Origin of the sequence: Streptomyces sp. S.PB5, from assembly GCF_030403745.1 — a bacterium.
Taxonomy (GTDB): Bacteria; Actinomycetota; Actinomycetes; order Streptomycetales; family Streptomycetaceae; genus Streptomyces.
In genome coordinates this window covers 953,171-975,068 of sequence record NZ_JAQMWP010000001.1, presented here as the reverse complement: position 1 = coordinate 975,068, position 21,898 = coordinate 953,171, and the positions used below count along the sequence as shown (strand labels likewise).

The window sequence follows — 21,898 nt, the reverse complement described above, 5'->3', positions numbered from 1 at the left end:
AGTTTCCCAGGTTCCCTTTCCCCGTGCGGCCCCTGGGGGTCAGCGTTCCAGGGTGTTGTTGAAGCGGCGGGGCAGACCGAGCGGGTTGTCGTCCCGCAGCTCCGGGGGAAGCAGTGCCTCCGGGGTGGTCTGGTAGACCACCGGACGCATCCAGCGCTCGATGGCCGTGCCGCCGACGGAGGTCGACGTGGACGTCGTGGCCGGGTACGGACCGCCGTGGTGCTGGGCGGCCGCCACGGCGACGCCCGTCGGCCAGCCGTTGACCAGGACGCGTCCGGCGAGCGGCGTCAGCTCCGCCAGGAGTTCCGCGCCGCCGCCCTTGCCCTCGGTCTCCTCGGTGGAGAGGTGGACCGTCGCGGTGAGGTTGCCCGGGAGTCGCGACAGGACCTTGCTCGCCTCGGCGGAGTCCTCGTAGCGGGCGACGACGGTCACCGGGCCGAAGCACTCCTCCAGGAGCAGGTCGTACTCGCCCTCTTCGGACAGCTTGCTCGCCGGAACCGTCAGGAAGCCCGCGCTCACCGTGTGCTCGCCGCCCGCGCCCGGCGTCACCGGCGTCTCCACGTCGGCCAGTCCGGCACGCTCGGCGACCCCGGCGACGAAGTTGTCCCGCATGCGGTGGTCGAGGAGCACGCCCGCGTCCGTGTTGCTGACGGCGTCCGTGAGGGACTTGACCAGGCCGTCACCGGCGGCGCCCGACGGCACCAGGACCAGGCCCGGCTTCACACAGAACTGCCCGACGCCCAGCGTCATGGAGCCCGCGAGTCCCGTACCGATGGTCTCGGCGCGCTCGGCCGCCGCGGCCTCCGTGATCAGCACGGGGTTGAGGGAGCCCAGCTCCCCGTGGAAGGGGATCGGGACCGGACGGGCGGCGGCCGCGTCGAACAGCGCGCGCCCGCCGCGGATCGACCCGGTGAAGCCCGCCGCCGACACCAGCGGGTGCTTGATCAGCTCGATGCCGGCCTCGAAGCCGTGGACGAGACCGATGACGCCCTCGGGGATGCCGTGCTCGGCGGCGGCCCGCCGCAGGACGGCCGCGACCAGCTCGGACAGGGCCGGGTGGTCGGGGTGGGCCTTGACGACGACGGGGCAGCCGGCGCCCAGCGCGCTCGCGGTGTCGCCGCCCGCGACGGAGAACGCGAAGGGGAAGTTGGAGGCCGAGTAGACGGCGACGACACCGAGCGGCACCTTGTAGCGGCGCAGGTCCGGGATCGGCGGGGTCGCGGTGTCGTCGGGGTGGTTGATCACGACGTCGAGGAAGGCGCCCTCGTCGACGATGCTCGCGAAGGCCCGCAGCTGGTAGCAGGTGCGGGCGAGTTCGCCGGTGAGGCGGACCGGGCCGAGCGCGGTCTCGGCGTCGCCGGCCTCGACGAGCTGGTCCTTGGCGGCCTCCAGCTTGTCGGCGGCGGTGCGCAGGAAGGCCGCGCGGACCGTGCGGTCGGCGAGGGCGCCGCGGGCGTCGTGCGCGGCACGGACGGTGGCGTCCACCTCCTGGGCTGTGGCCTCCACCGCAACCTGTTCACGCTGCTTCCCGGTTCGGGGGTCGACACTCCAGACTGGTGCTGCTGCCACCGCGGGTCCCTCCACACAGTTTTCTGGGTCATCCACCAGGGTTGTTCGATATACTGAACGCTGTCTCTGATGGTGAATATGCTGTTGGAGACTATTTCCCGTCGAACGAAGGGGTCAAGGGCGATGTCGGCTGGCGAGACGGGGGGCGGCGCGCAGGTCAAGTCCGCCGTACGGACGGTTGAACTGCTCGAATACTTCGCCGGACGCCCCGGTATGCACTCCCTCGCGGCGGTCCAGGAGGCCGTCGGTTATCCCAAGTCCAGCCTCTACATGCTGCTGCGCACACTCGTCGAGCTGGGCTGGGTGGAGACCGACGCGACGGGCACGCGGTACGGCATCGGGGTGCGGGCGCTGCTGGTCGGCACCTCCTACATCGACGGCGACGAGGTGGTGGCGGCGGCGCGTCCGACGCTGGACCGGCTGTCGGACGACACGACGGAGACCATCCACCTCGCCCGCCTGGACGGCACGAACGTCGTCTATCTGGCCACCCGGCAGTCCCAGCACTACCTGCGCCCCTTCACCCGGGTCGGCCGCCGCCTCCCCGCCCACTCCACCTCCCTCGGCAAGGCGCTGCTGAGCACGTACTCCGACGAGCAGGTCCGCAAGATGCTCCCGGAGACGCTGCCCGCGCTGACCGAGAACACCATCACCGACCGGGAGAAGCTCATCGAGGAGCTGCACCAGGTCCGGGAGCAGGGCTTCGCCGTGGACCGCGAGGAGAACACGCTGGGGCTGCGCTGCTTCGGCGTGGCGATCCCCTACCGGACCCCCGCGCGGGACGCGATCAGCTGCTCGGTGCCGGTGGCGCGGCTGACGCCCGCGCACGAACAGATGGTGAAGGACGCGCTGTTCGACGCACGGGACCGGCTGTCACTGGCCACCCGTAGGCTCTGAGGCATGCAGATCGCGCTCCGAGAGGTCCACGACAGTGATCTGCCGGTGTTCTTCCGGCAGATGAACGATCCCGAGGCCCTGCACATGGCGGCCTTCACCCCGGGCGACCCCGCCGACCGGGACGCCTTCGAAGCCCACTGGAAACGCATCCGGGCCTCCGACGCCGTGCACCGCACGATCCTGGCCGACGGTGACGTGGTGGGCAGCGCCTCGGTGTACGGCGAACCGGCCGAGCGCGAGGTGACGTACTGGATCGACCGCGCCTACTGGGGGCAGGGCATCGCCACGGCGGCCCTGCGCGAGCTGGTGACCCAGGTCCCCGAACGCCCGCTGTACGCCCGCGCCGCCGCCGACAACACCGGTTCGCGGCGCGTGCTGGAGAAGTGCGGGTTCCGGCTGTCGGCCCACGCGAGGGGCTTCGCGAACGCCCGCGGCGAGGAGATCGACGAGGTCGTCCTGACGCTGGACGCCTGAGGACAGGGGCCGAGAGAGGGCCGCGGGACCGCTCCTCGGCTGCCGTTCGGCCGACGGGCCCGCCTCCCCTGGAACCGTCCGGTCCTCGGGGGCGCACCCGGGCGGCGGGCTCACCGACCCGGGGCGCGCGGCGGGCCGGGGTCGGGCCGGTGTCGGTGAAGTCGCAGGTGGCGGCCGTCCCGGCGAGGGTCGGGAGCCCGGACCGTACCCGGGCCGGCGTCGCCGCGTGCGGGGCCGGGTTCATGAACCGTCGATGAGAAAAGCAGGCGCGAGGGAACGATTGCGGCCGCCCCGCTCGTCTACCCCGGTGGAATGAACAAGACGATCAGGCACGCATCGGTCTTCGCGCTGCTGCTGGTGCTCGCCCTGCTGGTGCGGGCGACCTGGGTGCAGTTCTACGAGGGCCAGGCGCTCGCGGACGACAGCGACAACCGGCGGAACGCGATCGAGACGTACTCGTCGCCGCTGGGGAACATCATCGTGGCCGGTGAGTCGATCACCGGTTCCGCGCAGACGACGGGGAGCGACCTCGAGTACAAGCGCACGTACAAGGACGGCAGGCTGTACGCCGCGGTGACGGGCTACGCCTCGCAGGCGTACGCCCCGACCCAGCTGGAGGGCATCTACGCCGACCTCCTCAACGGCACGGACACCCGGCTGAAGTCCGTGATGGACACGGTCACCAACCAGCGGGCCGAGCCGGGCAACGTGGTCACCACGATCGACCCGGGCGTGCAGAAGGCGGCCTATGACGCGCTGGGCGACAAGCAGGGCGCGGCCGTCGCGATCGACCCGACGACCGGCAAGATCCTCGCCGTCGTGTCGACCCCGTCGTACGATCCGTCCTCGCTGACCGACGCGAACACGGCCGGTACGGCGTGGAAGAAGCTCAACGCGGACTCGGACAAGCCGCTGACCAACCGTGCGCTGCGGCAGCCGGTGGCGCCGGGTTCGACGTTCAAGCTGGTCGTGGCGGCGGCCGCGCTGGAGGACGGGCTGTACTCGTCGGTGGACGAGAAGACCGACAGCCCGGACCCGTACCGGCTGCCGGGCACGGTCACCGACCTGGAGAACGAGAACAAGTCAGCGCCCTGTGAGAACGCCTCGATCCGCACCGCGCTGCAGTACTCCTGCAACAACGTCTTCGCGAAGATGGCGTACAACCTCGGCCAGGACAAGCTGAGGGCGATGGCCGAGAAGTTCGGCTTCAACGACGAGTCGCAGGACGTGCCCGTGCGGGCGTACACCAGCGTCTACCCCTCGGACATGAACGACTCCTCGACCGCCCTCACCGGCATCGGCCAGTTCGATGTCACCGCGACCCCGCTGCAGATGGCGATGGTCTCCGCGGCGATCGCGGGCGACGGCAAGCTGGTCTCGCCGCACATGGTCTCGCAGATCACCGACAGCGGCGGCGACACCCTGGCGAACTACGACGACGAGACCTCCACGACCCAGGTCGTCAGCTCCGAGACCGCCGAGCAGCTCCAGTCGGCGATGCAGACGGTCGTCGAGGACGGCACGGGCACGAACGCGCAGATCGACGGCGCGACGGTCGGCGGCAAGACGGGCACGGCCCAGCGCGGCGAGAACAACAGCAAGTCGCCGTACGCGTGGTTCACGTCGTACGCCAAGGCCGACGGCAAGGAGGTCGCGGTCGCGGTCATGGTGGAGCAGTCGGACGCGGCCCGGTCCGAGGTCAGCGGCAACGGCCTGGCGGCGCCGGTGGCCAAGGCGATGATGGAGGCCGCGCTCAAGGACTAGGCGCGCATCTCAAGAACCAGGCGCAAGGGGTGGCTCCTTCGACTTCGGGGAGCCACCCCTTGAGTCACTTCACAGACTCACTTCACCGGGTCACTTCACCGGGTCACTTCACACCGAGGATCTGCTCGATCGGGTCGATCGCGAAGTAGATCAGGAACAGCGCCGAGGTCCCCCACAGCAGCCAGTGGATCTCCTTCGCCTTGCCCAGCACCACCTTGATGACGACGTAGGCGAGGAAGCCCGCGCCGATGCCGTTGGTGATCGAGTACGTGAACGGCATGACGGCGATCGTCAGGAACGCCGGGATCGCGATCTCGTACTTGTCCCAGTCGATGTGCTTGACCTGCGTCATCATCAGGAACCCGACGGCGACCAGGGCCGGGGCGGCCGCCTGCAGCGGGACCATGGTGAGCAGCGGGGTCAGGAACAGCGCCAGGGCGAACAGACCGCCCGTGATCAGGTTCGAGAAGCCCGTGCGCGACCCCTCGCCGACGCCCGCCGCCGACTCGATGTACGACGTGGCGGAGGACGAGGACGCCGCGCCGCCCGCGACCGCGGCCGCACCGTCGATGAGCAGCACCCGGCCGAGGTTGGGCACCTTGCCCTCCTCGTCGAGGAGCCCCGCCTCCGCGCTGATGCCGACGACCGTGCCCATGGTGTCGAAGAAGTCGGAGAGGATCAGCGTGAAGATCAGCAGGACGACGGTGACGACACCGACGTCCGCCGCGCTGAACGCCCCGAACAGGCTGAACTGACCGAGCAGTCCGAAGTCGGGGGTGTCGACCAGCTTGTCGGGCCAGGCCGGCGTGGTCAGGCCCCAGCTCTTGACGTCGGCGGCCGAGTTGATGATGACGGCGACGATCGTCATGGTCACGATGCTGATGAGGATCGCGCCCTTGACCTTGCGGGCGATCAGCGCGACCGTCAGCAGCACGCCGAGACAGAAGACGAGGATCGGCCAGCCGGTGAGCCTGCCGGTGCCGCCGAGCTGCACGGGAACGGTGGTGTTCGCGATGTCCGGGATGCGGCTGACGAACCCGGCGTCGACAAAGCCGATGAAGGCGATGAACAGGCCGATACCGACGCTGATCGCCTGCTTGAGCGGCTGCGGGATCGCGTGCATGACGGCCTCGCGCAGCCCGGTCACCACCAGGACGCAGATCAGCAGGCCTTCGAGGACGACCAGGCCCATCGCGTCGTCCCAGCTCATCAGCGGGGCGATCTGGAAGGCGACGACTGCATTCAATCCGAGGCCCGCGGCGAGGGCGAGCGGCAGGTTTCCGCCGACGCCCATGATGATCGTCATCACCGCGGCCACCAGGGCGGTGGCGGTGGTGAGTTGGACCGGATCGAGGGTCTCGCCGAACTTGTCCTTGGCGCTGCCCAGGATGATGGGATTCAGGACAAGGATGTAGGCCATCGTGAAGAACGTGGCGAAGCCGCCGCGTATCTCACGGGCGAAGGTGGATCCCCGTTCGGAGATCTTGAAGAACCGGTCGACGCCGTTCACGCCTGATGGCGTGGCGTCTTGCGGGCCGGTCACCTTCTCGGTTGTGGACATGGGGAGACTCCTTGTTGCCTGAACTGATCTGTGTGCGGATGCTGGCTGGATTGTTCCCGCGTTGAACGCGTTTCAGGTTTTCACCGTGTTACGGAATCAGGGTCGGGCCGTCAGACTGCGTTCGAAGCCCCGTACGAACCGACCGTTGATCACTGCTACGCTTCCGGATCTCATCCGGGCCACCTCCGGATGATCACAGGGCATTCACATGGCAGGCACAGGGAGGTTCCGCCCGTGGGCACGGTCGTCGACGACGCAGCCTCCGTGGAGTTCCAGGCCTTCTTCGAACGGCACTACGCCGAACTGTCACGTCTCGCCTATCTGTTGACCGGCGAATCGGACGCCGCCGACGATCTGGCGGCGGACGCGCTGCTCGCACTGTGGAACCGCTGGGACCGGGTGCGTGCGGCCGATCACCCGGCCGCCTACGCCCGTGGCGTCGTCGCCAATCTGGCCCGGACCCGGATCCGCAGCGCGGTCCGTGAGCGCCGCCGGATCGCGCTGTTCTGGTCACAGCGCGAGGAGAAGACGGAGAACCCGGACATAGCGGGTGTCGTCGATGTCCAGGGGGCGCTGCGCAGGCTGCCGTTCCGCAAACGGGCGTGCGTGGTGCTCCGGCACGCGTTCGACCTGTCGGAAAAGGACACCGCTCTCGCTCTTGGGATTACCGTGGGTACGGTTAAGTCCCAGACGTCCAAGGGGCTGGCCGAACTGCAGCGGCTGCTCGGCTCCCAGGGCGCACCCCAGCAGGTGGCCGTGGCCATGGCGCGCGGCGGCGAGACCGGAGGACGGACCCGATGAGGCAGCAGGACGTGCACGACGAGCTGCGCGCCCGGCTGCACGAGGCGGCCGGACAGCACGAGCCGGACCGCGCGCGCATCCTGGCGCGGGTCGAGCGCGGCATCGCCGAGGAGACCCGCCCCGACCACCGGGCCACCCGGCCGCCGGTGTTCGGCTGGGTACGGGTGGTCAGCGCCACGACGGCGGTCGCGTGTGCGCTCGGCATCGGCGGCTACGCGGTGGCCTCGGCCGTGAAGGACGACGGCCCGCAGCAGTCGGTGGCGACCACGGCGACGCCCGAGCCGTCCCCGGACGCGACGAGCCGGGCGCCGAGCAGGACGGCCGAACCGTCGCCGGAGCGGACCCGGCCGGAGTCCGGGCCCAGCAGCACGCCCACCCGGCAGCAGCCCTCCGCGACGGCGACCGCGCAGCCGCCGGTCACCGCCCCGGGTGCCGAGGACGGCCCCCTGTGGTCAAACGGCTCGGTCGACCCGCACAGCAACGAGTTCTGGGCGCAGAGCGACATCACCCTGAAGACCTCCGAGGAACTCACCGCGCTCACCGTGCAGTTGAAGGTCGCGCAGACCGGCGGGGTCACCTCGACCGGCGCCTGGCGCTCCCTGCCGGAGACCGACTTCACCCTCACCACCGAGGAGAAGGACGGCTTCCTCGTCTACACCTGGACGCTCAAGGAGGGCCGCAAGGTCCCCAAGGGCGAGTGGGTGTTCGCGGGGCAGTACGACCATGAGCGCGGCGGCCGGGACGCGGCTCGCGACACCTACACGGCGACCGGCACGGCGGGCGGCGAGCAGCTCTCCGTGAAGGGCGGCTTCGCGGCCCGCGAGGGCGACGACGCGTCGCCGGACGGGGATTCCTGAAAAAGTTCCGGAGAGCGGCAACCCTTTCCTTCGCCGGTGGCAACCAGGAAACGCAAGGATCCTCTTCCCACGCAAGGAACGGGCATGGCTTGATCTACTTCGAGTCGACCGCGGCCCGAGCGGCGGCCGCGCACACTACACCCCAGCACTCGCTCTCTCACCACAGGTTCATACCGGGGGAACAACCATTCGTTCATCTTCAACGTCCCTAGTAGTGCGTGGAAGACGGACACCACTGCACAGACCTGCTGACCTGAGCCCCCCTCGGTCAGCAGCCGCCGGCATGAGCCCCCCTCGGGCCGGCGACAGAAACGCCCCGCCGGTGACGACCGGCGGGGCGTTTTGTCATCTGCGTCTGCCTCGGTTCTCCGCGTCCGCCTCAGTTCATCGTCGCCCCGATGGTGGTCGAGCCGGTGGTGAGGAAGGCGGTGGCCGGAAGCGAGCCGTCGGACTTCCGCGGGCCGTACGCCGTGGTCGCGTCCTTGGACTTGAAGGCCGGCGTGGCGACGCCGCCGTCCCAGTTGTTGGCCGCGGAGACCGTGGAGCCGCCGAGCTCGGAGGGCCCGCCCTTGTTGCTCACCGCGAGGTTCCGGGCCAGCCGCGCCTTGCCCGTGGCGAAGTAGAAGCCCGCCCGGGCGTTGGAGTAGGCCGTGTTGCGGTTCAGGACGATCGCGCCCGGGTTGGAGTTCTCGGTGAACCCGTTCAGCGTGTTGTCCCAGGCCGCGTTGTTGTTGAGGACATGCGCGACCGTGACACCCCCGCCGCCCAGTTTGTAGCCGTTGCCGTTGCCCTCGAAGGCGGAGTCGTTCCAGCGGTTCTCGCCGTTGCCGAAGGCCCAGGAGTGCTCGATGGTGACCGGCGAGGAGAACTGCCACAGGTCGAGGCCGTCGTCGGAGTTGTCGTGGAGCCGCGCACCCGTGATCTTGTTGCCGGTGCCCGAGCCGAACTTCACCGCGATCCCGTCGGCGTTCTGACCGTGCCCGGCGGAGTCGTAGTTGCCGTGACTGTCCAGGTTCTGCACGAGGTTGTCCGTCGTGCCGTCGCCGCGGAGCGTGAACCCGCAGTCGCCGTTGTCCGCGGTGACGAGGTTCCTGAAGACACCGCCCACGGAGGAGGTGGCGACGAAGCCCTGGGCGGGCGAGTTCTGGAAGGTGAGGTTCTGCACGGTCCAGTAGTCGCCGTAGATCCCGGCCAGCCAGGAGCCGTCGGGCAGCTCGGAGCCGTCGATCCTGACCTTCTCAGCGCCGTACGCCCGCAGGGTGATCCGCGCCGAACTCGTGCCGTTGGCCGTGGACTTGAGGGTGGCCGCCGGATAGTACGTACCGGCGCGGAGCTCGATGGTGGTACCCGCGACCGCGTTCTTCACGGCCGCCTCCAGCTGAGCCGTGCTGGACACGGTCACCGTCGAGGAGGCGGCCCCGGCGCCGCCGTTCGACAGACCGAGGTACACGCCGCCCGCCCCTGCGGCGACGGCCACAGCGGCGGCGACGGAGAGCGTACGGGTCCTGCGGTGGCGTCCGGTGCTCTGACGCACGGGGCGTTCCTTTCCTGGGCGATGAGGACGAAGCGGGCCGGAGGGGCCGCCCCGGCCCGCTTCTGAACCCAGGTCGCCCTCGCGCCAGGAAAGGTTGCCGCATCCCGTGAAGATCGACCGGTCCTCTTCGATCCGTACGGCGGTGAGCGGGCTCAGCTGACGTAGTACGTCGGGTTCGGGAGCTTGTACGTCTTGTCGGCGTAGCCGCCCTGGAGGTCGGTGTACTGGTCGCCGAAGTTGGCGATGATGTCGTACCCGAGGTCCTGCTCGATGTGCTTGCGGGTGCCGGACTTGTACTGCACGGTCGTGCAGGTCCAGGCGCCGGGGGCGGCGCAGGCGCTCAGGTAGGACGGCGGGTTGGCCTTGTCCTTGAGGAAGACGTGGCCGGCGTCGAGGTTCACATCGGCGCCGATCTTCTTCAGGTTCTCGACGGCGGCCGTGCGCTGTGCCTCGGCCAGGCCCGAGTTGTAGAAGACCTCGACGCCCCTGGCCTCGGCGTACTGCACGAGCTCGGCGCTGCCGAAGACGCCGGGGCGGTCGGCCTTGTTCACGTACTCGGCCCAAGTGGTCGAGTTGTACGTGTAGTTGGTCTTCTTCTCGTAGTCGAGGCTCAGCAGCAGCGTGTCGTCGATGTCGAAGACGACCGCGGGCTTGGAGCCCGTCTTCTGGGCCTTGCGGGCCGCCTTGTCGATCTGCTTCTTCGCGGCGGCGTCGAGCTTCGCGAGGTCCTTGGCGTACTGGCTGTCGGGCGACGCCTGGTAGACGCCGTCCGCGTCGAGCGTGGTGCCGTAATAGGTGTCGATGTCCTTGACCAGGAGCCCGATGTTGTAGGGCTCGTGGGTGCTGTTCGCGGTGGACTGGCCGGCCGTGGCCGCGCCGGCGCCGTAGAGGCCGGCACCGGCGACGGCACACGCGGCGGCTATGGCCGCGATACGCAGTGGCTTATGCATGACAGACGTTCTACGCGCGTCACCGCTGTGAGCGCGAGACCCGTTGCCTGATCGATACCTCCTTCACAGGCAAAAAACGGGTCAAGCGCCCCGGCGGGTGGACGGATGGCCGACCGGCCGGTCAGCCCATGGTGGCGCCGATGGCCGTCGACTCGGTCTTGAGGAAGTTCGCCGTCGGCAGGGTGCCGCTGGAGCTGCGGGCCTTGTACGTCGTCGAGGCCTCCGTGGAGAGGAACGACAGGGTGGCGATCCCGGAGTCCCAGTCGTTCCCGGAGAACCGGGTCGCCGGCCGGGCCTGCTCGTCGGTGAGCTGGGGGCGGTTCTCCGGGACGGTGATCACGGCGCCGGGGCCGGTGTTGCGGTACTCGGCGAAGCGCTGGTTCTCGGCTCAGATCAGCCGTTCTGCGACTTCCACTCGGCCTGGGCGTCATTCAGCTGATCGGCCAACGTGTCCAGGAAATCCTTCGCACTCATCTTCCCGAGCAGCACCTTCTGGAAGTTCGGCTCGTTGTCGGCCTTCGAGATGGTGCCCCAGTCGGGCAGGTAGTACGGGAGCTGCACAATCGTCGTGGACCCGTCCGTCAGCGCCGCCGCAGCCAGCTTCGTGGGCTCGGCCCTGGAGATCCACTCGTCCTGCGCGGCCTCGTTGTTGGCCGGTACCTGGCCCGCGGATTCGTTGAACTTCGAGTTCTCCGCGTGCGAGAGCGCGAACTCGATGAACTTCCAGGCCGCTTCCTTGTTCTCGGAGCTCTTGAACAGGCCCACCCCGTCAACGGGGTTGGAGACCTGGACCCGCTTCCCGTCGGCACCCACCGGCTGCGGAATTCCCCGGAACTTCTCGACCCCGAGCGCCTTCACATGGTCCTGGTACGAGCCCAGGTTGTGGTTCAGCATTCCGATCGTGCCGGAATCCCACTGCGCGACCATCTTCGTGAAGTCGTTGTTGAGGTCGGCCGCGGGGGTGACCTTCTTGTAGAGGCCCGCGTACCTCTCCAGCGCGGCCACGTTCTTCGGGTCGTTGACGGTGGTCTTGTCCCCGTTCCAGAACGAGGTGATCCCCGACTGTCCGTACATCGCGTCCAGCGCCTGTGCGATGGAACCGGCACCGCCACGGATCGTGTAGCCGAACTCGTTCCTCTTGGCGTCGGTGAGCTTGTCCGCCGCCGTGTAGAACTCGTCCCATGTCCTCGGCTCCCCCAGCCCCGCCTTCTTGAACAGGTCGGTGCGGTAGTACAGCACACCGTTGTTCGCGGAGGTCGGGATCGAGTACAGCTTGCCGTCGCCGCCGCCGGCCGCCGTCAGCGACTCGACCATGTCCTTGTTGAGCTTGCCGTCGAGGGAGGACTTGGCGAGCCGGTCGTCCAGCGGTTCCAGCGCGCCCTGCGCGGAGAAGCTCGCGAGCATGGCCGCACCGACACCGCCGACGTCCGGGAGGCTGCCCGCCTGGATGGCCGTGTCGACCTTGGACTGGTAGTCGGTGGAGGGGATGCCGACGTACTCGACCGTGATGTCCGGGTTCGCCTTCTCGAAGTCGGCGATGACCTCCTTCCAGATGTCGGTGCGGACACCGCCGTTGTTGTCCCAGAAGACGATCTTTCCCTTGCCGCTGCCCTCGTCGCCCTTGTCCCCGGTGCCGCTGCCGTCGTCACCGCAGGCGGTGGCGGTCAGCGCGAGCACGGAGCCCAGGGCGACGGCCATGGCGGCGCGCCTGCTTCTGCGGATGCTGATCTTCATTGGTCGGCTCTCTCTTCTGGATCACACACGGGATATGCACACACGGGACATGAAGGTGCGGGGGGCGGTGCCGGGCATACGGAGCCCGGTCGTCGGTGCCCTTCAGACAGGCGGCGACGGCGTGGACCTCGGCGTCACTGCCGCGGGGCCGGCACACGCGTCGTCCTCCCCTGCCACGGCCAGCGCGAGGGCGGCCGGCAGGCCACGACGGTGGCCAGGACTCCGATCGGACCGAGTTCCGACAAGCGCTTGCCATGGAGGTGCGTCATTGCGGCTCCCAACAGGCGTACAAGGAGGGTGTGTCAGGCCTCGCCGGTCTCGTCGTCCCACAGAGGGCAGGCGTCGATCAGGCCCCTGCCGCCTTGATGAGGTGCGGGCGAGTCCAAGGGCCCCTGATCTCGGGGGCGTTGATCTGGAGGATGCCCTGGTCGGGGTCGCCCCAGAAGATCCGGAAGCGGTCGTCGTGGTGGCGCAGGGAGGGGGCGTGGCCGAAGCCGGAGGCGGTGAGGTGGAAGTCGTCGCCCACTGGGACCATGTCCGGGTCGGACCAGTCGGCGTTCAGGACCGGGTCGGTGTACGTGTCGGCCGGCTTCGCCTGGGTGTCGGCGGTGGTCACAGCCTCACCGCCTTGCGGACGAGCGCGGCGGCCCCGCCCCGGTCGAGGCGGCCGTCGGCGACGACCGTGACGACCCGGCGGACGAGGGTGTCGCCCGGGGCGATCGGCACCCGCTCGTCGTACGCCAACGACGAGCCCACGCCCGGGTACTCGGCGGTGCGCACGAACCACGGGTCCTGGCGGGTCCGTTCGGTGGCCCCGGCGAAGACGAGGGTCCAGGTGGAGCCGGCGAGGGCGAGCCAGTCGGCGCGGTGGGCGTGGACTTCCGGCTCGCCCTCGGCGGTCGGCGTGAAGACGTCCGGCGCCCGGTCCTCCTTCCGCGCCCGCCAGAAGAAGCCGCCGTACGCCGCGCCCGGACGGCCGTTGGTGGCCGGGCTGCCGATGGACAGCGGGCCGGGGGTGACGTTGGTGAGCGAGAAGGTAAAGTCCAACGCCCAGGCGGTGTCGGTGAGTCCGGTGGCCGCGACCGTACGGCGCTCACGCAGCAGCTCCGCTCCCGCGGCGACCCAGCGCAGCTCCTCCACGAAGCCGTCCGGGTCGCGGAGCTGGAAGGCGATGTGGCGCTGGGCGCCGTGGTCGGCGAGCTCGGTCGGGCCCCGGTCGCGGACGTAGGTGCGCCCGCCCCAGAAGTTGAACCCCTCGACGTCGGGAACGGCCACACCGACGCCGAGGTGGTGTGTGTGGTCGGCGGGGCTCAGTTCGGTGACCGAGGTGCCGGCGAGGGTGGTGACGGGGTGGAGACAGGGGCGTGGGGAGAGCCGCTCGGCCAGTTCGGGCCGGGTGACATAGCGGCCGACCGGGCGGCCCGCGACGCGCAGGACCGGCGAGTCCGGGGGCGTCATCAGGTGCTCACCTCTTTCGGTGGGGTGTCCACGGCCCAGGGCGCGCCGAGTTCGGAGTAGAGGGCGAGGGTGTCGGCGGAGGCCGCGACGAGTCCGTCGATGCCGGGGACGACCCTGCGGTCCTCGCCGGGGATCAGATGCCAGGCGCTCTCGGGCAGCGGGGCCGGATCGGGGGCGGTGCGGATCGCCTCGACGACCTTCATGAAGGCGCCGGTCTCGTCCGGCGGGACCAGCAGGTCGGTGCCGTCGGTGAGGTGGTCGACCAGGTTCTCCAGCAGGTCGGTGCTGCCGTGGTCGTACTCCTCCGGACCGTGGTCGGCGCGCTGGAGCAGGACGCGGTCCTGCTTGTACCAGAAGGTGATCCGGCCGCGCGTGCCGTGCACGAGGACGTACGGGTCGTCCGGGTCCTCGGCGCAGAGCGTCGCGGCGACGGTGACCGGGCGGCCCTGTGCCGTCGTGACACGGACGCAGGAGGTGTCGTCGGACTCGATGTCGTTGGCGCGCAGCAGCTCGGTCTCGATGCCGGTGACGTCCTCGGCGCGCGTGGAGCCGTTGAGGGCGAGACCGGTGGCGACGGCGTGCGCGAGCGGGTTGGTGAGCGCCCCGTCGATCACGTCCACACCGTTCAGGCGCCGCTTGCCCGCCCAGGGGGCCCGCGTGTAGTACGCCTCCGGGCGCGCCCAGGCACCGGCGCCGCCGACGCCGACCGGCTCACCGATCGCGCCCTCGTCGATGAGCTGCCGGATCGCGGGCACGGCGTGCGAGCCCAGCGACTGGAAGCCGATCTGGCAGACGACACCGGCCGCCGCGACCCCGTCGGCCATGCGCCGGAACTCGGCGTACGACGGCGCCGGGGGCTTCTCCAGCAGGATGTGCACACCTCGGCGAGCCGCTTCCAGCGCCAGGTCCGTGTGCGTCGGGATCGGCGTGCAGATCACCGCGATCCGGGCGCCCGTGGAGTCGAGGAGCGCGCCGAAGTCGGCGGACTGCTCGGGCGTGCCGAGGCCCTCGGGGATCTCGTTCGGGGCGAGCGGGGTCAGCTCGCAGATGCCCGCCAGCCGTACGATCCCCTTGTCCTGGAGCCGGCGGATGTTCTCCAGGTGCCAGCGGCCGTGGCCGCGCGCTCCCGCCAGGACGATGTCTACGGTGCTCATGGGATCCTCCCTGCGCCCGCGCCGCGCGCCACCTCTCGGTCGGCCGTCTCGACGCTCTCGATCTTTGTGTGCAGGGTAGGCGTCCAGCCGACGTCGGCCGTTCACGCCGATCTGACGGAGTCTCATCAGCCCTTCACCGCCCCCGCGCTGAAGCCGGTGATCAGCCACTTCTGGATGAAGGCGAAGACCAGCACGACGGGTACGGCCGCGATGATGCCGCCCGCGGCCAGGGCGCCGTAGTCGACGCTGTCCGCGCCCATCAGGGTGTTGAGGCCGACCGGGATCGTCTGCTTGTCCTGGTTGTTGAGGAACATCAGGGCGAACAGGAAGTGGTTCCAGGAGTGCACGAAGGCGAAGGAGCCGACGGCGATCAGACCGGGGCGCAGCAGCGGCAGGACGACGATCCGGAACGCGGTGAAGCGGTTGCAGCCGTCCACCCAGGCCGCCTCCTCCAGGGAGTACGGCACGTTCTTGATGAAGTTGCCGATCAGGATGATCGACAGGGGTAGCTGGAAGACCGTCTCGGCGAGGATGACACTGCCGAGGGAGTTGATCATCTGGAGTTCGGCGAAGATCTCGAACAGCGGGACCAGGAGCAGCGCGCCCGGCACGAACTGGGAGCACAGCAGGCCGAGCATGAAGGCCCGCTTGACCTTGAAGTCGAACCGGGCGAGGGCGTAGCCGCCGGCCAGCGCGACCAGGGTGGTCATCAGCAGGGTGGCGATGCCGACGAGGACGCTGTTCTGGAAGTAGGTGCCGAACTGCCGTTCCGTCCAGACCTTCTCGAAGTGGTCGAAGGTGATCGGCCAGGGCACGAGGGAGGTCGAGCCGGCCGGGCGGAGTGCGAAGAGCAGGATCCAGTAGAACGGGATCAGGGTGAAGAGGAGATAGATCGACAGCGGCAGGTAGATGTGCCAGCGGGGCACCTCGTCCCAGGCGCGCTGCCTGCCCCTGGGCCGGGGCGGCGGCGGGGACTTCCTGACCTCGGACGACACCACCGGGGCGGCTTCCTTGATGCTCACTTGCCCTCGCCTCCGAACTTGCTCAGGCGCAGATAGACCATCGAGCAGAAGAGCAGGATCACGAACGCCACCGTGGTCAGGGCCGACGCGTAGCCGAAGTTGTGGGCGTCGACCGATGTGTTGGCGATGTAGAGCGGGAGCGTCGTCGTCTCGCCGGCCGGCCCGCCGCCGGTGAGGGTGTAGAGCAGGTCGACGTTGTTGAACTCCCAGACCGCGCGCAGCAGCGTGGACAGGATGATCGCGTCCTTCAGATGCGGCAGCGTGATGTGCCAGAACTGCTTGAGGCGGCCGGCGCCGTCCACCTCGGCGGCCTCGTACAGGTCCTTCGAGACGGACTGGAGGTCGGCGAGGATGAGGATCGCGAAGAAGGGGACACCGCGCCACAGGTCGGCGACGATCGCCGCCGGGAAGACGGTCGAGGTGTCCGACAGCCAGCTCGTGCCGTACGAGCCGATGCCCAGGTCGGCGAGGTAACGGGTCAGGCACGTCTGGGAGTTGTAGAGGAGCACCCAGATCGCGGAGGTCAGCACGCCGGAGACGGCCCACGGGGAGAAGACCATCGCCCGGCCCAGCGCCCGGCCCACGAAGGTCTGGTTGACGATGAGCGCCAGCGCCAGACCGAACAGCAGCTGCAGGCCGACCTCCACGAAGACCCACTTGGCGCTGAAGGTCAGCGTGTCCCAGAAGACCGGGTCCTCGGTGAAGGCGTGGACGAAGTTGTCGAAGCCCGCGTATCGGTTCCGCCAGGGCTTGGTGGGGTTGTAGTTCTGCAGGCTGTAGTAGAAGACGCTGATCACCGGGTAGGCGATGAAGCCCAGCATGAGCAGGGCGGCCGGTGCGATCAGCAGGTAGGGGAGCCTGCGCGGGGTGGCGGAGGCACGGCGCCGCCGCCGGGGTGGCGCGGGCGGTTTCGCCACGGCTGCGGCTTGGGCCATGACTGTTCTCCGATCGGTTCGGTACGTGGTGCGTGCGTCGTGGTTCGCCGTGCTTTCGTCGTGCCTCTGTCGCTCTTTTGTCGTACTTCGTCGCGCGGGAAGCGCTTTCTCCTTGTGCAGAGAGGTGCCGGGCCGTACGGCGGCCGCGGTTCAACTCGCGTAGGGGTCCTGCACGTTGCCCTTGCGGGCGAGGAACTCGAAGTCGCAGCCGGTGTCGGCCTGCGTGATCTGCTCGTTGTAGAGCGCGCCGTAGCCCCGCTCGTGACGGGTGGGCGGCGGCGTCCACCGCGCCCTGCGGCGCTCCAACTCCGCGTCGTCCACATGGAGATGGAGGGAACGGGCCTCGACGTCCAGCGTGATCAGGTCGCCGCTGCGGACGAGGGCGAGCGGCCCGCCGACGTACGACTCGGGCGCGACGTGCAGCACGCAGGTGCCGTAACTCGTGCCGCTCATCCGGGCGTCGGAGATCCGGACCATGTCCCGCACACCCTGCTTGAGCAGGTGGTCGGGGATGGGCAGCATGCCGTACTCGGGCATGCCGGGCCCGCCCTTGGGACCGGAGTTGCGCAGCACCAGCACACTCTCGGCGGTGATGTTCAACTCCGGTTCGTCGATGGTGCGTTGCATGGTCCTGTAGTCGTCGAAGACGACCGCGGGACCGGTGTGCTCGAGCAGGTGCGGCTCGGCGGAGATGTGCTTGATGACCGCGCCGTCCGGGCAGAGGTTGCCGCGCAGTACGGCGACCCCGCCCTCGCTCGCGACCGGGTTCTCGCGGGTGCGGATGACGTCGTCGTCGTGCACGACGGCGCCCGCCAGCTGCTCCCCCAGCGTGCCGTTGACCGTCGGCCGGTCCAGGTGGAGCAGGTCGGTGATCCGGGAGAGGAACGCGGGCAGGCCGCCGGCGAAGTGGAAGTCCTCCATGAGGTACGTCTGTCCGCCGGGCCGTACGTTCGCCAGCACCGGGACGGTCCGGGCGATGCGGTCGAAGTCGTCGAGGGTCAGCTTGATCCCGGCGCGGCCCGCCATCGCGATGATGTGGATCACGGCGTTGGTGGAGCCGCCGAGCCCGAGGACCGTGGTGACGGCGTCCTCGAAGGCCTCGCCGCTGAGGATCTCCGACGGCTTGAGCGCGGTCCAGGCGAGCTCCACGGCCCGGCGTCCGGAGGCGGCGGCCATCCGCTCGTGCCCGGAGTCGACGGCCGGGATCGAGGAGGCGCCCGGCAGGGTCATACCGAGGGCTTCCGCGGCGGCGGTCATCGTGGACGCGGTGCCCATGGTCATGCAGTGACCGGGAGACCTCGCCAACCCGCCCTGCAGTTCCCTCAGTTCGCAGTCGGTGAGGTTGCCCGCGCGGTGTTCGTCCCAGTACTTCCACATGTCGGTGCCGGACCCGAGGGTCTCGCCGCGCCAGTGCCCGGGCAGCATCGGCCCCGCGGGAACGAAGACGGACGGTACGTCGGCGGAGGTGGCGCCCATGAGCAGCGCGGGCGTCGACTTGTCGCAGCCGCCCAGCAGCACGGCCGCGTCGATCGGGTACGACCGCAGCAGCTCCTCCGTCTCCATGGCGAGGAGGTTGCGGTAGAGCATCGGGGTCGGCTTCTGGTAGGTCTCCGAGAGGGTGGAGACCGGGAATTCGAGCGGGAAGCCCCCGGCCTGCCACACCCCCCGCTTGACCGCCTCGGCCCGCTCGCGCAGATGGACGTGGCAGGGGTTGATGTCGGACCAGGTGTTGAGGACGGCGATCACCGGGCGGCCCCGGTACTCCTCGGCCTCGTAACCGAGCTGGCGCATCCGGGCGTTGTGGGACCAGGTGCGCAGCTGGCCCTCGGTGCCGTACCACTGGTGACTTCTGAGTTCCTCGGGGCTCCTTCTCCTGCGATCTTTGAAGCGCTTGCCTCCGCTCATATCGACCACCCGGCGGCTATCGCGGCGACCTCGGCCCGCTCGTCCTCGGGCAGCGGCCGGCTCGGCGGGCGGACGTCGCGTCGGCACAGGCCGAGGGAGGCGAGGGCCTCCTTGACGACGGTGACGTTGTCGGCGGAGCCGTTGGCGGCGCGGAGCTCCTCGAAGCGGCGGATCTGCTCCCAGACCTTCATGGCGGTCGGGTAGTCGCCGGATCGAAGCGCTTCGATCATGTTCAGCGAGACGGACGGGGCGACGTTCACGAGCCCGGAGGTGAAGCCGGTGGCGCCCGCGGAGAAGTAGGAGGGGGCGTAGGGCTCGGCGAGTCCGGCGACCCACACGAAGCGCTCCAGCCCCGCGTCCCGGGCGAAGGCCGCGAATCTCGCCGCGTCCGGGACGGCGTACTTCACGCCGATGACGTTCGGGCAGGCGTCGGCGAGTTCGGTGAGGCGGGCGCCGCTGAGCTGCGCGTTGCGGATGTAGGGGACGACACCCAGCTCGGGCACGGCCTCGGCGATGGCGCGGTGGTAGTCGACCCAGCCGCCCTGGGAGACATACGGGTGGACGGGCTGGTGGACCATCACCATCGCCGCGCCCAGTTCACGGGCGTGCCGGGCGGAGGCGACCGCGGTGGGGACATCGTGGCCGACACCGACGAGGATCACGGCCCGGTCGCCGGCCTCGTCGACGGTCAACTCGTTGACGAGCTGCCGCTCCTGAGGGGCCAGGGCGTAGAACTCGCCGGTGTTGCCGTTGGGGGTGAGGGTGCTGATCCCTCCGTCGAGCAGCCGGCGCAGCAAGGCCCGGTGGGCGTCCTGGTCGACGGAGCCGTCCTCGGCGAACGGGGTCACCGGGATCGCCACCACGTCGGCCAGGGCCGCCCGCTGGGTCTCGAACGTCACGCCGCTCATTCCTGGCCTTCCTCTGCCCGCAGCTCTTCGAGGACCCCCGGGTAGGCCCGCTGCACGAACGACGCGATGTGCGCGTGGAGGGCGCGGGCCGCGCCGTCGGCGTCACCGGCCAGGGCGAGCCGCAGGATCTCCCGGTGCTCACCGGCCTCCCGCTCCCAGGAGGGCGAGGCCGCCCAGGCGACCGCGGAGACCAGGGCGGCCTGGTCGCGGACCTCGTCGAGCATCCGGCCGAGCAGCGGGTTGCCGCACGGCAGATACAGGGCGCGGTGGAACTCCCGGTTCGCCAGGGAGCGTTCGGCGGTGTCGGTCGCCGCGTCGGACCGGGTCAGCGCGTCCCGCGCCGCGTCGAGGGAGGCACCGCGCTTCACCGACCGCCTCAGCGCCTCGGGTTCGAGGAGCAGCCGGACGTCGTAGACCTCGCGCGCCATGTCCGCGTCCACCATGCGCACCGTGACGCCCTTGTACTGGCTCATCACGACGAGCCCGGTGCCGGCCAGGGTCTTGAGCGCCTCGCGCACCGGGGTCTTGGACACCCCGAACTGTGCGGCGAGCTCGGTCTCGACCAGAGCCTGCCCCGGCGTCAACCGGCCGGTGAGGATGCGGCGTTTGATCTCGTCTTGCACATATTGCGTGCGGGAGGGGATCGGCGTGGGCACAGAGGTCATGCGCGCCTCTCGGATCTTCGCGGGACGGCTTTCGCGCATCTCGCGGATGGGATCTCACGTATGTGATCTCACGTATCGCGTCTCATATATGACGTATGAGGTACGACGCGTTGAAGGTAGGAGGGGGTCTGTGCTTCGTCAATGCTTCCGGCAAAGGAAGTTCAGACGGCGTGGACGTCTCCCACGTGTGCGGTGACCGTGTGTCCGCCGAACGTCGAGGCGGCGCGGACGGTGGCGTTCTCGGGGGTCAGGGTGGGGCCGACGTGGGTGACGAGCAGGCGCCCGGCCCGTGCGGTCCGGGCCGTTTCCCCGGCGTCCTCGGGGGTGAGGTGTACCTGTTCGCCATCGCGATGGGCGTCGATGTCGGCCTCACAGAGGAACAGGTCGGCGTCGCGGGCGAGTTCGGTGAGGGCGGGGCAGGGTCCGCTGTCCCCGGAGTACGCGAGAGTACGCCCACCGCTCTCGGCACGCAGCCCGTAGGCTTCCACGTCGTGCACGACGGAGCGGGCGGTGAGGGTGAGTTCGCCGTGCCGGGCGACATGACCGTCGTACAAGGTCCGGAAATCGAGGATCCCGCTCAGGAACCCGGCGTCGGGCCGTCCGAAGAACCCGGCGAGGCGCTGAGCGCAATCGGCGGGCGCGTAGACGGGGACGGGGGCGGGTGGCGTGAGCCCGCCGTACGCCAGGCCGTACACGGCGGCGAGCAGGTCGGCATTGTGGTCCGCGTGGAGGTGGCTGATCCAGATCGCGCTCAGCCCCGCCGGATCCGTGTGCCGCCGCAACTCCGCGAAGGTCCCGAACCCGGCGTCCACCCACACCTCGGCGCCTCCGCCGCGCACCAGATAGCCGGAGCTCGGCGTGTCCGGGCCGGGGTGCGGGGAGGCGGTGCCGAGGACGGTGAGGGTGAGTGACATGCGGGGAGGGTAGGCCGCCGCTCCGCATGGACGCCTCCGATTAAGGCCGCCCCTCTGATCAAGGCCGCCTGGGGCCTCCGGGGGCTGCCGTCAAAGGATCACGACCGCCGCCACTCCGGGTCCCGCCCGCTCAGCCCGACCGCCCGGTCCAGCAGCGGGGCGTCGTCCGGCACCGGCACCACCGGGCCGAAGATGCCGTCGCCCCGGTCGTCGTCCTCGGCGGCCGCGAGGAGGAAGTCGTGGCACACCTGGAGCGCGGCGGGGTCCGGTTTGTACGGGAGGCCGGTGGCGCGGGCCAGGTCCCAGCCGTGGACGACCAGTTCGTCGATGGCGACGGCACCCGCGACCTCGCCGGGCAGGTCGACCCCGCCCGCGCGGGTCATACCGGTCCAGGCGGACGGGTCGCGCCAGGCCTCGGCGAGTTCGTCGAGGACCTTGGGCAGCTCCTCGCGCCAGCCGGGGGCGATGTCCGGCACGGTGGCCCCGGGGCCCGTGTTCGTAGTGGGGCCGAAGTCCTTGCGGGCGGCGTCGCGGAAGGCGATGGTCAGCCCCAGCAGATGCCCCAGCAGATTGCGGACGGCGAGGTCCGGACAGGGCGTCGGGTCCGCCAGCTGCCCGTCCCCGACGGCCTCGGCGAGGCGGGCCAGGATGCGGGTCTGGGGACCGAGGTCGAGAGTCATACGTGTTCCTCCGGGACGGGGGCGAGGCGCGGGGCACCGGATGCGGGATGCCCCTCGGAGGGTGGACCGACGGGGCTCCGGAAACTCATCGCCCGCTGCGGAACCTCTCGCCTCAC

The 21,898-nt window shown here is 69.8% G+C and carries 19 protein-coding genes and 2 pseudogenes; 5 read left to right on the top strand and 16 right to left on the bottom strand.

The features are described 5' to 3' along the window. Window positions 1-39: 39 nt before the first annotated feature. Entirely contained in the window at window positions 40-1,569 is a 1,530-nt protein-coding gene (locus PH203_RS04405) for an aldehyde dehydrogenase (NADP(+)) (protein ID WP_289916307.1), read from the bottom strand. 123 nt (window positions 1,570-1,692) lie between these two features. Between PH203_RS04405 and PH203_RS04400 the strand changes: the two genes are divergently transcribed. The 3 genes from PH203_RS04400 (at window position 1,693) to PH203_RS04390 (ending at window position 4,704) form a co-directional block, all read left to right on the top strand. Next, entirely contained in the window at window positions 1,693-2,466 is a 774-nt protein-coding gene (locus PH203_RS04400; protein ID WP_289916305.1) for an IclR family transcriptional regulator, read from the top strand. 3 nt (window positions 2,467-2,469) lie between these two features. Then, window positions 2,470-2,940: a GNAT family N-acetyltransferase gene (locus tag PH203_RS04395; protein WP_289916303.1), complete on the top strand. Its 471-nt coding sequence runs from the start codon at window positions 2,470-2,472 to the stop codon at window positions 2,938-2,940. Between the two features lie 312 nt (window positions 2,941-3,252). After that, on the top strand, window positions 3,253-4,704 hold the full coding sequence (locus PH203_RS04390) for a penicillin-binding transpeptidase domain-containing protein (protein ID WP_289916301.1): 1,452 nt from the start codon (window positions 3,253-3,255) through the stop codon (window positions 4,702-4,704). Between the two features lie 103 nt (window positions 4,705-4,807). Here the strand turns inward: PH203_RS04390 and PH203_RS04385 are convergent, their stop codons facing one another. After that, window positions 4,808-6,265 carry an NCS2 family permease gene (locus tag PH203_RS04385; RefSeq protein WP_289916299.1) on the bottom strand — a complete coding sequence of 486 codons (1,458 nt, stop codon included), beginning with the start codon at window positions 6,263-6,265 and terminating at the stop codon, window positions 4,808-4,810. Window positions 6,266-6,499: 234 nt separating this feature from the next. Here PH203_RS04385 and PH203_RS04380 point away from each other — a divergent pair, with 234 nt between their 5' ends. After that, on the top strand, window positions 6,500-7,066 hold the full coding sequence (locus PH203_RS04380; RefSeq protein WP_289916297.1) for a SigE family RNA polymerase sigma factor: 567 nt from the start codon (window positions 6,500-6,502) through the stop codon (window positions 7,064-7,066). Beyond that, on the top strand, window positions 7,063-7,923 hold the full coding sequence (locus PH203_RS04375) for a hypothetical protein (RefSeq protein ID WP_289916295.1): 861 nt from the start codon (window positions 7,063-7,065) through the stop codon (window positions 7,921-7,923). Before PH203_RS04380 ends, PH203_RS04375 begins: the two co-directional genes overlap by 4 nt. 379 nt (window positions 7,924-8,302) lie before the next feature. On the opposite strand, the gene PH203_RS04370 is transcribed toward PH203_RS04375, so the two are convergent. The 14 genes and pseudogenes from PH203_RS04370 to PH203_RS04305 all read right to left on the bottom strand — a co-directional run bounded on the left by PH203_RS04370 (window position 8,303) and on the right by PH203_RS04305 (window position 21,782). Continuing rightward, window positions 8,303-9,457 carry a right-handed parallel beta-helix repeat-containing protein gene (locus PH203_RS04370; RefSeq protein ID WP_289916293.1) on the bottom strand — a complete coding sequence of 385 codons (1,155 nt, stop codon included), beginning with the start codon at window positions 9,455-9,457 and terminating at the stop codon, window positions 8,303-8,305. 152 nt (window positions 9,458-9,609) lie between these two features. Then, a complete protein-coding gene (locus tag PH203_RS04365; RefSeq protein WP_289916291.1) occupies window positions 9,610-10,407 on the bottom strand; it encodes an HAD family acid phosphatase in 798 nt (265 codons plus the stop codon). A gap of 121 nt (window positions 10,408-10,528) precedes the next feature. Continuing rightward, window positions 10,529-10,792: pseudogene (locus PH203_RS04360) on the bottom strand (hypothetical protein); the annotation flags it as partial. Window positions 10,793-10,800: 8 nt separating this feature from the next. Next, entirely contained in the window at window positions 10,801-12,141 is a 1,341-nt protein-coding gene (locus tag PH203_RS04355; RefSeq protein ID WP_289916289.1) for a sugar ABC transporter substrate-binding protein, read from the bottom strand. A 305-nt stretch (window positions 12,142-12,446) separates the two neighbouring features. Continuing rightward, window positions 12,447-12,676: pseudogene (locus PH203_RS04350) on the bottom strand (family 43 glycosylhydrolase); the annotation flags it as partial. Between the two features lie 77 nt (window positions 12,677-12,753). Next, window positions 12,754-13,599 (bottom strand): PmoA family protein, encoded by an 846-nt coding sequence (locus PH203_RS04345; protein WP_289916287.1) that lies wholly within the window; start codon window positions 13,597-13,599, stop codon window positions 12,754-12,756. Further along, on the bottom strand, window positions 13,599-14,753 hold the full coding sequence (locus PH203_RS04340; protein WP_289916285.1) for a Gfo/Idh/MocA family oxidoreductase: 1,155 nt from the start codon (window positions 14,751-14,753) through the stop codon (window positions 13,599-13,601). The genes PH203_RS04345 and PH203_RS04340 overlap by 1 nt, the downstream gene beginning before the upstream one ends. 125 nt (window positions 14,754-14,878) lie before the next feature. Next, a complete protein-coding gene (locus tag PH203_RS04335) occupies window positions 14,879-15,751 on the bottom strand; it encodes a carbohydrate ABC transporter permease (protein WP_289916647.1) in 873 nt (290 codons plus the stop codon). Window positions 15,752-15,771: 20 nt separating this feature from the next. Continuing rightward, window positions 15,772-16,710, bottom strand: coding sequence for a sugar ABC transporter permease (locus PH203_RS04330; RefSeq protein ID WP_289916283.1), 939 nt, complete (start codon window positions 16,708-16,710; stop codon window positions 15,772-15,774). Window positions 16,711-16,860: 150 nt separating this feature from the next. Continuing rightward, the gene (araD, locus tag PH203_RS04325) at window positions 16,861-18,615 is read right to left on the bottom strand and encodes an L-arabinonate dehydratase (protein WP_289916280.1); all 1,755 of its coding nucleotides are present in this window, start codon (window positions 18,613-18,615) and stop codon (window positions 16,861-16,863) included. Further along, the gene (locus PH203_RS04320) at window positions 18,612-19,523 is read right to left on the bottom strand and encodes a dihydrodipicolinate synthase family protein (RefSeq protein WP_289916278.1); all 912 of its coding nucleotides are present in this window, start codon (window positions 19,521-19,523) and stop codon (window positions 18,612-18,614) included. The genes araD and PH203_RS04320 overlap by 4 nt, the downstream gene beginning before the upstream one ends. Beyond that, the gene (locus PH203_RS04315) at window positions 19,520-20,188 is read right to left on the bottom strand and encodes a GntR family transcriptional regulator (RefSeq protein WP_289916277.1); all 669 of its coding nucleotides are present in this window, start codon (window positions 20,186-20,188) and stop codon (window positions 19,520-19,522) included. The genes PH203_RS04320 and PH203_RS04315 overlap by 4 nt, the downstream gene beginning before the upstream one ends. Window positions 20,189-20,349: 161 nt before the next feature. Next, on the bottom strand, window positions 20,350-21,102 hold the full coding sequence (locus PH203_RS04310; RefSeq protein ID WP_289916275.1) for an MBL fold metallo-hydrolase: 753 nt from the start codon (window positions 21,100-21,102) through the stop codon (window positions 20,350-20,352). A gap of 98 nt (window positions 21,103-21,200) precedes the next feature. Continuing rightward, entirely contained in the window at window positions 21,201-21,782 is a 582-nt protein-coding gene (locus PH203_RS04305; protein WP_289916273.1) for a TIGR03086 family metal-binding protein, read from the bottom strand. Window positions 21,783-21,898: the final 116 nt, after the last annotated feature.